Here is a 12483-nt window from a genome sequence, read left to right on the forward strand (position 1 = left end):
AGGTCGGTTTTCTATCCGGGTCCGATCAGGCCCTGTCTTGCTAGCCCCGTACTACTGGCTGCATGATCGGGTTTTGACAGTTACAGGATCCCTTCGTGCAGCCTTCCCCCACGGCGCAGACCGTTTCCGCCTATACGCCCGCGACCCGAATCCTTGTTTTCAGCGGCCTGATCCTGACCATGGTCATGGCGGCCCTTGACCAGAGCATCGTCTCGACCGCGCTGCCCACCATTGTCACCGACCTTGGGGGGCTGGCGCATATGTCATGGGTGGTTACGGCCTTCATGCTGACCTCCACCATTGCAACACCCATGTATGGCAAGCTGTCCGACATGTTTGGCAGAAGGCCGCTGCTGGCGTTCAGCATCGGGGCCTTTCTTGCCGCGTCCCTGCTGTGCGGTGTAGCGCAGGACATGTGGCAGCTGATCGTATTCCGCGGGCTGCAGGGCATCGGGGCAGGCGGGCTTATGACACTGTCGCAGACGGTGATCGGCGACATGGTCACGCCACAGCAGCGCGGGCGTTATCAGGGCCTGTTTACCGGTGCGTTTGCGGTCAGCAGCGTGACCGGCCCCTTTCTGGGGGGCGTGCTGACCAGTGCGCTGTCATGGCGGTGGGTTTTTCTTGTCAATCTGCCGGTCGGTGGCCTGGCCATGGCGCTGGTCATGCTGGGCCTGCCCGCGGCCCAGGCCGAGGCAAGGCCCCGGATTGATTATGCCGGGGCTGCCCTGCTGGCTGTGGCCACGGCGGGTTTCCTGCTGCTGTTCAATTCGGTCGGCACGACGCTTGCGTGGACATCACCGCTGACATTTGCGCTGCTTGGCGCCAGCGTGGCGTTTTTCGTGCTGTTCATCCGTCAGGAACGGCGCGCGCCCGAACCACTGGTCAGTCTGGGGCTGCTGCGCATTGCCAGTTTTTCCGTCTGTGTCGCAGCAACCGGGATCATGTCGTTTGCGATGATGGGGTCGCTGGTTTTCCTGCCGCTCTATTACCAGCTTGTCCTTGGGCAGACCCCGGAAATATCGGGATTGATGATGCTGCCGCAGGTCGGCACGATGATGGTCAGTTCGGTGGTGGGGGGCTATGTCTCGTCGCGGACGCAGCGTTACGCGCCGCTGCTTGCGCTGGGTGTCGGCATTGAATTCTCGGCGCTGACCCTGATCGCGCTGTGTGCCCATCATGGCGCGCCGGCACTGTTCTTCCTGCTCAGCCTTGGCGGGCTTGGCGTGGGTATGGGGATCGGCATGCCCAATGCAACGGTCATCATCCAGAATTCCGTACCACCCGGCATGCTGGGAATCGCCACAGCCATGATGTCCTTCATCCGCTCGCTGGGTGGATCCCTTGGTGTGGCGCTGTCGGGTGGCGTCATGGCGCTGACATTGCAGAACCAGTTGCATGCGCTGCCGGAAAGGATTGATGTGACGGCATTCCTGCACAAGGGCATGGCGGCCGTCCATGGGCTGTCGCCTGAAATGCGCCTGCAGGCACGCGATGCCTACAAGGCTGCGATCAGCGCCAGCCTGAGTGTCAGCAGCAGCTTCATGTTTCTGGCGTTCCTCATGATTGTCGGGCTGATGGTGCGTAACCGGCGGCAATCCGCCTGACGGGAGGCGGATTCCGGCTTGCGCGATGACAGTGCGTGTTTTATTTCCATACGCTTGGATTGAAACGGCAGAGGCACCGCATGGCGCGTCCCAGAACCATAGACCGTGAAAACGTCCTGGACTGTGTTGAACGGCTTGTCCACCGCGAAGGCGTGGCCGCCCTGACGCTGGAAGCCGTGGCAAGGGAGGCGGGCATTACCAAGGGGGGCCTGCAGTACTGTTTCGGCAGCAAGGATGACCTGATGACCGCGCTGATCGACCGCTGGCTTGCGGCATTCGATGCAAGCGTCGCCCGGCAGATCGGACCCGATGCCGGTATCATTGACCGGGCCCGTGCCTATGTCCTGACCATCAGCCAGATCGATGATACAACCCAGGCCAGAATGGCCGGCATGCTTGTCACCTTGCTTCAGTCGCCAAAATATTTACAGAAGATACGTGCATGGTACGCAGGCTGGTTTAACGGAAGCGACCCTGACAGTCGGGACGCGCGCCAGGCCCGCATCGCGATATTTGCTGCTGAAGGAGCGTTTTTTCTAAGAAGCCTCGGTTTTATGGAAATGGATCAGGAATGGTGGAAAACCACCTTTGCCGATTTTCAGCGGCTGATCCTGTCCGACCCCTGCACGCCGTAATTCAGGCCAGCAGGATCATTCAAATCCTCCATGACATTTCACACAGGTATGGAAAACATGACCAGGGAAAGTCGCCCGCTAACAAAAACAGCCACATCTTCTGACAACACCGTTTCCGGCACAACTTTCCCCCTTGCTGGCACCCGGTCCGTGAACGGGGGCGGCAAAGACGTGGCTGCGGTCTCGGTCCTGCGGACGATGGATAACAGCCTGTCCCATGCCGTGTCTTCCGCCTGTGACTGGCTGATCGGGCAGCAGAAGCCCGATGGCCACTGGGTTGGTCCGGTCGCGTCCAATGCCTCCATGGAGGCGGAGTGGTGCCTGGCCCTGTGGTTCCTTGGTCTTGAAGATCACCCGCTGCGCCCGCGTCTGGGCAAGGCCCTGCTGGAAATGCAGCGTGAGGATGGGTCATGGGGCACCTATTACGGCGCCGGAAATGGCGACATCAACGCCACCGTTGAATCCTACGCCGCCCTGCGTTCCCTTGGTTATCCCGCTGATGATCCGGCCATAAGCCGGGCCGCCACATGGATCGCCAGCAAGGGGGGGCTGAAGAACATCCGCGTCTTCACGCGGTACTGGCTGGCGCTGATCGGGGAATGGCCGTGGGAGAAAACGCCCAACCTGCCGCCAGAAGTCATCTGGTTTCCCAACAACTTTGTCTTTTCCATCTACAATTTCGCGCAGTGGGCACGTGCGACACTGGTGCCGCTGGCCATCCTGTCCGCCCGCAGGCCCTCGCGCCCGCTGCGCCCGCAGGACCGTCTGGACGTCCTGTTCCCCGGGGGGCGTGCGAATTTCGATTACGAACTGCCCGCCAGGGGGGAGCGCGACCTGTGGGACAAGTTCTTCCGCAAGACAGACCGTAGCCTGCACTGGCTGCAGTCCAAATTCCTCAAGCGCAATACCCTGCGTGAGGCCGCCATCCGGCACATGCTGGAATGGATCATCCGCCATCAGGATGCCGATGGTGGCTGGGGCGGCATCCAGCCGCCATGGGTGTACGGCCTGATGGCGCTGCATGGCGAGGATTACCAGTTCCATCACCCCGTCATGGCCAAGGCGCTGTCCGCCCTGAATGATCCCGGCTGGCGTCATGACAGGGGTGATGCAAGCTGGATCCAGGCGACCAACAGCCCGGTATGGGATACCATGCTGGCGATCATGGCCCTGCATGATGCCGATGGCGAAACCCGGTTCACGCCGGAAATGGAAAAGGCACTGGGCTGGCTGCTGGACCGTCAGGTGCGTGTAAAGGGTGACTGGTCCATCAAGCTGCCGGACGTGGAACCCGGTGGCTGGGCATTTGAATATGCCAATGACCGCTATCCCGATACGGATGACACCGCCGTTGCCCTGATCGCCCTTTCGTCGTGCCGTAACCGCGATGAATGGAAGAAGCGGGGCGTGGAAGAAGCCATCAGCCGTGGAGTGAACTGGCTGATCGGCATGCAGAGCGAATGCGGCGGATGGGGTGCGTTCGACAAGGACAATAACCGCAGCATCCTGTCAAAAATTCCGTTCTGTGATTTTGGCGAAGCCCTCGATCCCCCATCAGTCGATGTGACGGCACATGTTCTGGAAGCCTTTGGCATTCTGGGCCTGCCGCGCCACATGCCCACCATCCAGCGCGCACTGGCCTATATCCGCGCCGAACAGGAACCCGATGGCCCGTGGTTTGGCCGCTGGGGTGTCAATTACCTGTATGGCACGGGTGCGGTCCTGCCGGCACTTGCCGCAATTGGTGAGGACATGACGCAGCCCTATATCACCAAGGCCTGTGACTGGCTGGTAGCCCACCAGCAGGAAAATGGCGGGTGGGGCGAAAGCTGCGCGTCCTATATGGAACTGTCCATGGTTGGACATGGACCGACCACGCCATCGCAGACCGCATGGGCGCTGATGGGCCTGATCGCCGCCAACCGCCCGCAGGATTACGGGGCCATCGCCCGTGGCTGCCGCTACCTGATCGACCTGCAGCAGGCTGACGGTAGCTGGCATGAAAAGGAATTCACCGGCACCGGCTTCCCCGGTTACGGGGTTGGCCAGACCATCAAGCTGGATGATCCCGCATTGTCAAAGCGGCTGCAGCAGGGGGCGGAACTCTCGCGTGCGTTCATGCTGCGTTATGACCTGTACCGGCAGTTTTTCCCGATCATGGCGCTCAGCCGGGCATCACGCCTGATGAAACTGGAAAAATAGGTCTTCCGGCTGGCTGGGGCATGTTCCCGGCCAGTAGCCGGGTCAAGCAAAGGCGTTTTCTGGCAGACGGCGTGCGGGGCGCGACCTGCTGAACTGTTTCAGGCTGTCCTTGTGGCAGCCTGACTCCCTGTTGCATTCCATAACCGTCATTCCATCAATCAAGATATGACCAATGCAGGCGACATGGCATGTGTGCGTAATTGACTCGTTTGCGTTATTGTGACACATGTGTGTCACAACTGCATGTATGTGTCATATGTTACGTGAAGAATATGCTGCCCTGACCCGACAGCGCATTATCGATGGCTTCATTGCCCTGCTTGAAGAAATGAATGATGTGGCCGTCCCGACTTCCGCCATTGCAAAGAGGGCGGAGGTGTCATTGCGGACTGTCTATCGGTATTTTCCCTCACGCGATGACCTGCTGCGCGCAACAGGTGACTGGCTGAATTCGGAAGTCTTCGGGATTGTATCGGGCACGAATGAAAAGGAACTGGTGCAGGGTTTCCGCACGGCTGCGGAGAAATTCGACAGTCGTCCCAATCTTGCCCGTATCCTTGCCCTGACCCGTGTCGGGCGTTCAATGCGCATCCGGTTCCGTAATGAACTGGCGCTTCGCCGGCGTAAGGCGTTGTGGCGTGACACGCCCGATGTGCCGCTCGCGGCCCGGGTGCGGGCGGAAGCTGTCGTGGCCTGTCTGGATAATGTGCTGTCGTGGCTTACGCTCAAGGAAGAATTCGGCATGAACGGCAAGGACGCAGGCGCGGTCATTAGCTGGGCGATCGAACTTGTCCTGCGTGAAACCCGTGCTGAAGCAGGCTGGCATGATGATACGGAACAGCCATGAACCGGGATCGTCAGTCAGGTCGGCCGGATTGGCGGCGTGTCGCACTGGGACTGGGTGTTCCGTTCATGGCCATTGTTCCCGTCGCCGCGTTTCTGGGGTTCCGGTCATGGACGATTATGGGAATTCCGGTTGTCCTGATCTGGATTTTTGCCTGGTTTCCGTTGACATCCCTATGCCTGTGGCTGTGTGAGAAACGATCATGATGGCAGGGATTGTGGCGTGCGTTGTTCTTCTGTCGCTTGGCGCGGCCTGCCTTGCCCGATCACGTTCGCAACACCTGTCGGTGGAAACGCTGCTGGTGGCGGACAGGGCGCTGCCCGCGCCCATGCTGTTTATCCTGACAGTGGGGGAAATCTACAGTATCGGGTCGATTGTCGCCTTTCCCGCCGGGCTTTACGCCCATGGGGTCAGTTATGGATACTGGTTTCTGGGTTATCTTCTGCTGGCATTCCCGGTCGGATATTTTGTCGGTCCCGCCATTTGGGAACGGACCCGGCGATATGATGCCTGTACGGTGCCCGAAGTATTTGGCAGGCATTTCGGAAGTGTGGTTTTCGAACGCCTGACGGCATGGGGCTGTATCGCCGCACTGGTGCCGTGGGGACAGTTCCAGTTTATCGGGCTGCGGGCGACACTGGGCATGATGGGTCTGCCTGGCACACCGGCGGCAGGACTGGCGGGATGTGCCGTCATTGCCTTTGCATATGTGGCATTGGGGGGCATGCGTGCATCAACCTATGTCGCGTTTCTCAAGGACAGCCTGATGCTGTTCGGGATTGCGGCTGTCGGTGTGGCGGCAATCTGCGCGCAATATGGCGGGACAGGGCCAGATGTCGCCCATCCTGTCGTGTTCCGGCAGCCTGCCGTGACGGATATGGTCTTTGCCATCAGCACGATTGTCTATCAGGGTGTCGGGTTCTATTTCCAGCCATCCGTTACACCGTACCTGTTTACAGCGCGTTCAGCGCAGGCGGTGCGCAGGGCCATGGTATTCATGCCGCTTTACATGCTGATGTATCCCTTTGCAGTGTTTGCAACATATTTTGCCATCCGTTCATTACCCCCGCTGCATGATGGGAATGGGGTGTTTTTCCATGTGGCGGGCATGCTGCTGCCCCGATGGGTGGTGGCACTGGTCATGGCGGGCGCAGTACTGGCGGGGTTGCTGGTTCTGGCCGCGACATCACTTAACATTGCGGCGATGATGACACGTAGCATCATGTCCCGTCTGGCGCACGGGCATCCACGCCGCGCGATCAATCTGGGTGTTATCCTGTTTCTGGTCCTGGCGCTGGTGGCTACGGCGCATGCGCCTGCCATCATGCTGACAGCGCTGAACATCAGCGGTTATGTCGGCATCCAGTTTGCATCACTGTGGTTTGTTGTCCTGCTGGACTGGCCTGTTTCAGCGCGTGTCGCGGGGACCGGGGTCGTGTGCGGGGCCATGACCGCGATTGCCCTGTTCGCCAGCGGCCTGTCCGTTGGGGGCATCAATCCGGGTTTTATAGGGCTTCTTGTCAATTGTGCGGTTGTGTTCTGTCCGCTGTGGCGCAGGAAGCGCGTTACATGACGGCGCCCGAAAAGGATGATCGAGTGTGAATATGGATGCGATTATACGGCGGATTCCGAAAATTGACCTTCATTGCCATCTTGCAGGCGCGGTGCGGGCCACGACGGTCATGTCCCTGGCGGCAAGGAACGGTGTCTCATTGCCCACCACTGACCCGGATGCATTTTACCGTTTCATGGATTTCTATGATTTCCTGTCCCGGCTTGAGATTATTGGAAAATGCATCGTCACGCGTGATGATTTCGCGCGCATAGCCTATGAAGCGATGGAGGACGGATACCGTCAGGGCAACCTGCACTATGCCGAGTTTTTTTTCAGCCCCGATTATCATTATCCCCATGGGGTGCAGTACACGACAATGGTGGATGGGCTGATCGATGGCCTGCGGGCGGCACAGACGGAACTGGGTGTGGTCGGGCGCCTGATCCCGGCCATCAACCGCGAACTCGGCCCAGATGCCGCGATGGCCATGGTCAGGGAAGTTGTGGCCAATCCCCGCGCGGAAGTCATCGGGATCGGAATGGACTGCGCGGAATGCAAGGGGCCGCCAGAACTGTTCCGTGATGCCTATGCGCTGGCGCGCGCTTCCGGACTGCGTTGCACGGCCCATGCGTGTGAAGATAACCAGACACTGCAACAGGCCCCTCCCCGGAACGTCATGACGTGCCTTGACGTGCTGGGCTGTGACCGGATCGACCATGGCTATAACCTGCTGGCTGATCCCGAACTGGTCTGTCGCTGTCGAGAACGTGGCGTGGCCTTTACGGTCTGCCCGCAGACCTGTGTGCCTGAACGTCTGGAACAGCGCTGGACGTCCCTGAAGGCCATGGCGCAGGCGGGTCTGTCCATGGTTCCCTGCACCGATGATCCTGCCATGTTCGCGACGGATATCGGGACGGCGTACGTTACGATGGCCCGTGTACTGTCACTGGACGTGCATGCGGTGGCGGACCTGTCGCTGCGGACGATTGATGCGACATGGCTGTCGGATATGGAAAAAGACGCCATGCGGAATGATTTCAGGCAGCAGATCAGATCACTGATCGGATCACACGATGACTGAGGGGCTGTTTGAATACAACTGGTTGATAAAAGCGGTGTTCTTCGAAGCCTTTTAAAAAAGCTTTATCAAAAACTTTCTTATCATCGCAGGGTATTTCCTGATCTGACTTTTCAGGCAGCCTCTGGGTGAAAGGGGCACTGCATTGATGGGGACCTAAAAGGCTGCGGTAAAGCGTACCCCATAGGTTGCGGGTGCGGTCAGTATGTCCATTCCGTCGGTCAGTGCATAATCCACGACGCGGTTGTTGAAGGCATTGTTGGCAAAGACCACAAGCTGGTTCTTCTTCCACGCCATGCCCAGTGTCAGGTCCAGGCGGTCAAGCGAATGCCACGGGACATTGGTAATATCCAGCGCGCCGCCTGCCTCATGATGCCAGTTGGCATTGAACAGCAGGTTATAGGTGGGCGTGATGGGATACGCCATTTCGGATCGTATGTTTGTTGTCCATGTGCGCGTATCGGGCAGGGACTGTCCGGTAACGTAACTGCCATATGACTGGCCGCCAGCCATGCGGGCATGCAGCCAGCCAACATTGCCCGACAGTGACCACCAGCGGGTCAGCATAAGCTGGGCCGACAGTTCCGCACCGTATGTGCGCGCACTGCCGACGTTGGCAAGGTAATAGAAACTGAACGCGGTCGGCGCACGCGGATCGGCTTCATCCAGCAGCAGATGTTTCTGTGTCATGTAAAACAGGCTGGCATTTACGCCCAGACGCCCGCCAAACCATTGCGTACGCCCGCCCAGTTCATAATTGGTCGCCGTTTCTTCCCCATAAGGTATCAGGGAAGGTGTTGTCGTGGTCGTGCTGAAACCGCCCGCGCGGAAGCCGTTGCTGTACAGGGCATAAAGGTTGACGTTGTGGAACGGGCGGTAATTCAGTTCGGCGCTGGGGCTCCAGTTGCCATAGGTTGCCGTGTCATGGAGCGACATGTCCGGGTAGACATCCCCGAACAGGGCGGCAATGGCCCGCCCGCTGGCATTCATGGGATTATTGTACTGATTATAGGACAGTGTTTTGCGGTCGCGTGTATAGCGTGCCGTCGCCGTCAGGCTGAGGGACGGGGTGATATGGAAAGTGGAAGAAACAAACCCGGACCATGACTGTGTCCCGATACCCGATCCGGGCCCCGGGGCATATTCGCTTATCGCCTGCAGGCCGGTATTGGGAAAGCTGCCACCGGGAATGGCGGAACAGGTCGGGTCACCCTGTAATGCATCACAGGCGATGTTGCCCCACGTCCCCTGCAGCAGGCTCAGGTCGATTTTTGTATTGTATATCTGTTGAAACGAGAAATATTCATGAAAATAGGATGCCCCCGCCATAAAGGTCAGGCGGCGGTTCCGTGGCGATGACCACAGCAGTTCGGTATAATAATTACGCGTATTTTCATGGCGGACAAACTGATTCTGTAACGTAAGGGGATAGGATGATGCCGACAGATCCGTCCGGTCCCCATCTTCCACGGAATCAAGATGATAATCCCGATAGGCGGATAGCCACTGGAACGTGCCCCAGCGCGATCTGTATGTCAGATCCTGTGAAAGGTAGAGCTGGTGGTTGTGGGAACGGTCGGGGGTGTCACGGTACACCGTACCTGATGTCTCTGCCACGCCACCCTGGATCAGGTTGGCGACGCCGCCGGGTGCGTAACCGGCCAGGGACGGTCCGTGAACATCACCATATTCCGCCATCCATGTCAGGGACAGATTGTCATTGGGTGTCCATTTTGCCCCCAGCCGCAGGCCCTGCTGGCGGTAGCGGTCTTCATATTCATGTAATGTGGCGTTGTAGAGCGCGCCCCGTGGCTGGTCGATATACCAGCCTGTCAGGCGCAGCGCAAAATGATGCGATAGCGGCACATTGATTGCGCCCTGTAATTCACCCCGACCATAATTGCCATAGGATCCGGTCAGGTATCCCCCGGTTTTCTGTTCCGGTGTCGCATATATCACGTTGACCGCGCCGCCCACGGCATCACGTCCGTACAGGCCCGTCTGCGGGCCGGGATTGACCTCGACCCGTGCGACATCCACCTGCGGACCGAGATTGGTGCGCAGGCCCCCATCGTAAATGCCATTGCGGTACATGCCGAAATTGGGATCGGCGTTGTTGTCCACCTGCCGGATGCCACGGATGTTGATGTATGTATTGATATTCTGCGGATCAGTCGGCACCACGGCATTCGGCACCATGTTCATGATGCTTTTCATGTCGAGAATATCAAAAGCATGCAGTGTCTGGCCGCTGATGGCGGTTGTGGGGGCTGCTACGTCAGATAATCGCTGCGTGGTGCGCCGGGCGGTGACTTCCATCTGTTCGGCCTGTGGGCTGCCCTGTTCCAGATGGGCGACCGGAAGTTTCCGGTTCTTTTTGTGGGAAGACAGGGATGTAGCCCTGGCGGGGCATAATACAGAATGCAACGTAATAAGAAAAAGCATGTATGCAGGCCATGGTATCCTGCGGGCCTGTCGTTTCCTGTAACCAGGAAAGGCATATTCAGGTATCATTTCTTGACAGGCATCCGGATGATGTCAGCGTCCATGCAGGCGATGGCGGATCAGGGTGTGCGCGCGCCGTCCAATGGGGAAACGAAAAATGATAACTGTCGCGATCAGTTGGGGAATGCTGCACACGACTGTGTAGCATGACAGCAGGCCGGTCAGCGGCAGGCCATGGTTAACCTGTCCGGCATGATAATGGACCCAGCCGAGGATGATGAACCCCGCACCACCGCCTATGGCAAGCGTGGCTTTGGTGACCAGTGTATTGAGGGCATAAATGATACCGGACTTGTTGGTCCATGTTTTCCAGATATCATAATCCACGACATCCCCCAATATGGCGGCAGGCGCGAAATTCGTGGGTGCGGACAGGGCCCCGCCCAGGGCCGTCAGCAGCAGGATGATGGGCAGGTTCTGCATGCCTGGTGCCAGCAGTAACGCAAGCGGGCGCGTTACTGCGGTCAGAACGATACTGATGGCCCATATGTCATGGCGTTCCAGCCTGCGTTCCGATCGTGCCCATAACGGGATGGCGACAATGGTGGACACGAAAAACACGATCATGACGAACGGGAACGCGCTGCCGACCCGCAGGTAGTCATTCAGGAACAGGTATGTCGTGGACAACCATATGCCCTGTCCTGTGGCCCATAGACCGATGGCGAGGAAATAAAGGGTGAGGGGGCGGTTCCGTTTCAGGGAATGCACAAGGTCGTGCCATGTTGGCGCAGTGGCGCGTCCGGGTAGGCTGCCGGGAATGGAATGCATGATGCACAGGGCAGCAGGCACCATAAGTGCCATGTATAACCAGACAATGACGGACAGTGTCTTCTGCGTGAAACCCGTCGTGCCATAGACCCGGAACAGCGTGATGGGAACCAGCCAGAAAATCAGGCTTCCCGCAACGGTAAACAGGCCAATGGCCGCGTTGATGCGTGTGCGCATGAAGGGACGCGACCCCAGTTCCGCACTCCATGCGTTACGGGGAATTTCAAACAGGGAATACCCCAGATACAGTACGAAGGCCCATATTCCGTAATACAGGACTGTTGCATGCGCGGATGGCTGGAACAGGAAATACAGGGCGATACAGCAGATGATGGCGCTGGCCACGCCCCATATGCCCCGGCCGCCCAACCGGGTATCAAGGCGGTCGGACATGAAACCGATGGCCGGGTCCACCAGTGCATCAATGACCCTGCACAAGGATGTAACCGTACCGATCTGCACAAGGGTGACAGCCGTATGACTGGCATAGAAGGCCGGTATGAAAATGTTCATCGGCAGAATAATGAAAGCCCCCGGAAGTGCCGGAAAGGCGAAAAGCCACATCTGTGATCGTGTCAGTTCCGGGCGCGCAGCCGGGGCGTTGGGAAGAGCTGAAACCATGGCAGCCAAATCCTTCCCCTTCAATCGGTCCAACTTGCATAGGAATGATATTTGTGCGGGACGGGAAAAGTATCACCTATCCCCGCAGGAGGAAAGGGACGGACGGCTTCAGGGCTTGCCCTCCAGAACCTTGGGTAGGTCTCCCTTGATAAAAGCATCCAGAATGCCGTTCAGGAACGCGGCGATACTTTCACGCGGGTCGCCGATTTTCGCAAATGGTCCTTCGCTGGCATTGGCAACGAACAGGTTCGACAGGCCGCACAGCATGGCGTACATTCCATAGCCGATCTGTACCTTGCTTCCCAGTACCGACATGTCGTTGGGGCCGAAATCATCGCTGATGGTAAAGACCTTGTAGCCGTATATGAGTTCCATAAGGTCCTCGAATGCAGCGCCCGCCGTCAGACGGTACCGGGGATAGGTATAGGCATCGGGTATATAGCCAAACATCAGTCGATAGAGCTGTGGATGGCAGCGCGCGAAGTCCACAAAGTAGAAAACGGTCCGCTTCAGCGCTTCCGTCCTGTTTGCGGACGTGCGGCTGATATGGGCAGCCTGATCGCGGAAAACCTCGAAATAATCCGCGGCAATTTCCAGCAGAAGATCGTTCAGGCTGCCATAATGGTTATAGAAGTTCGCTGGCGCCACCCTGACTTCCCGCGTAA

9 protein-coding genes are annotated in these 12483 nt (G+C 58.4%); 6 read left to right on the forward strand and 3 right to left on the reverse strand.

Translation table 11 applies throughout. The features are described from left to right. Positions 1 to 95: 95 nt before the first annotated feature. The 6 genes from AC1RQ9_RS10990 to add all read left to right on the forward strand — a co-directional run bounded on the left by AC1RQ9_RS10990 (position 96) and on the right by add (position 7924). A complete protein-coding gene (locus AC1RQ9_RS10990; protein WP_485986921.1) occupies positions 96 to 1607 on the forward strand; it encodes an MDR family MFS transporter in 1512 nt (503 codons plus the stop codon). 80 nt (positions 1608 to 1687) lie between these two features. Further along, positions 1688 to 2242 (forward strand): TetR/AcrR family transcriptional regulator, encoded by a 555-nt coding sequence (locus tag AC1RQ9_RS10995; protein ID WP_485986922.1) that lies wholly within the window; start codon positions 1688 to 1690, stop codon positions 2240 to 2242. Between the two features lie 198 nt (positions 2243 to 2440). After that, positions 2441 to 4444, forward strand: coding sequence for a squalene--hopene cyclase (gene shc, locus AC1RQ9_RS11000; RefSeq protein ID WP_485986932.1), 2004 nt, complete (start codon positions 2441 to 2443; stop codon positions 4442 to 4444). Between the two features lie 256 nt (positions 4445 to 4700). Beyond that, positions 4701 to 5291 (forward strand): TetR/AcrR family transcriptional regulator, encoded by a 591-nt coding sequence (locus tag AC1RQ9_RS11005; protein ID WP_485986923.1) that lies wholly within the window; start codon positions 4701 to 4703, stop codon positions 5289 to 5291. A gap of 199 nt (positions 5292 to 5490) precedes the next feature. Further along, positions 5491 to 6861, forward strand: a complete 1371-nt coding sequence (locus AC1RQ9_RS11010) for a sodium:solute symporter family protein (protein WP_485986924.1) — start codon at positions 5491 to 5493, stop codon at positions 6859 to 6861. Positions 6862 to 6892: 31 nt separating this feature from the next. Then, on the forward strand, positions 6893 to 7924 hold the full coding sequence (gene add, locus AC1RQ9_RS11015) for an adenosine deaminase (RefSeq protein WP_485986925.1): 1032 nt from the start codon (positions 6893 to 6895) through the stop codon (positions 7922 to 7924). Positions 7925 to 8077: 153 nt separating this feature from the next. Here add and AC1RQ9_RS11020 read toward each other — a convergent pair whose 3' ends face one another. From AC1RQ9_RS11020 to AC1RQ9_RS11030, 3 genes are all read right to left on the reverse strand, one after another. Next, positions 8078 to 10366 (reverse strand): TonB-dependent receptor, encoded by a 2289-nt coding sequence (locus tag AC1RQ9_RS11020; protein ID WP_485986926.1) that lies wholly within the window; start codon positions 10364 to 10366, stop codon positions 8078 to 8080. Between the two features lie 93 nt (positions 10367 to 10459). Further along, positions 10460 to 11818: an MFS transporter gene (locus tag AC1RQ9_RS11025; RefSeq protein ID WP_485986927.1), complete on the reverse strand. Its 1359-nt coding sequence runs from the start codon at positions 11816 to 11818 to the stop codon at positions 10460 to 10462. A gap of 108 nt (positions 11819 to 11926) precedes the next feature. Next, positions 11927 to 12483: TetR/AcrR family transcriptional regulator (locus AC1RQ9_RS11030; RefSeq protein WP_485986929.1), on the reverse strand; the 557-nt coding region annotated here is incomplete at its 5' end.

Source organism: Komagataeibacter ossonobensis, from assembly GCF_057359305.1.

Excerpts from the sequence above, each read along its gene's own strand:
- AC1RQ9_RS10995 (WP_485986922.1), top strand. The coding sequence starts at position 1,688 with ATGGCGCGTCCCAGAACCATAGACCGTGAAAACGTCCTGGACTGTGTT.
- shc (WP_485986932.1), top strand. The coding sequence starts at position 2,441 with ATGGATAACAGCCTGTCCCATGCCGTGTCTTCCGCCTGTGACTGGCTG.
- AC1RQ9_RS11005 (WP_485986923.1), top strand. The coding sequence starts at position 4,701 with ATGTTACGTGAAGAATATGCTGCCCTGACCCGACAGCGCATTATCGAT.
- AC1RQ9_RS11010 (WP_485986924.1), top strand. The coding sequence starts at position 5,491 with ATGATGGCAGGGATTGTGGCGTGCGTTGTTCTTCTGTCGCTTGGCGCG.
- add (WP_485986925.1), top strand. The coding sequence starts at position 6,893 with ATGGATGCGATTATACGGCGGATTCCGAAAATTGACCTTCATTGCCAT.
- AC1RQ9_RS11020 (WP_485986926.1), bottom strand. The coding sequence starts at position 10,366 with ATGCTTTTTCTTATTACGTTGCATTCTGTATTATGCCCCGCCAGGGCT.
- AC1RQ9_RS11025 (WP_485986927.1), bottom strand. The coding sequence starts at position 11,818 with ATGGTTTCAGCTCTTCCCAACGCCCCGGCTGCGCGCCCGGAACTGACA.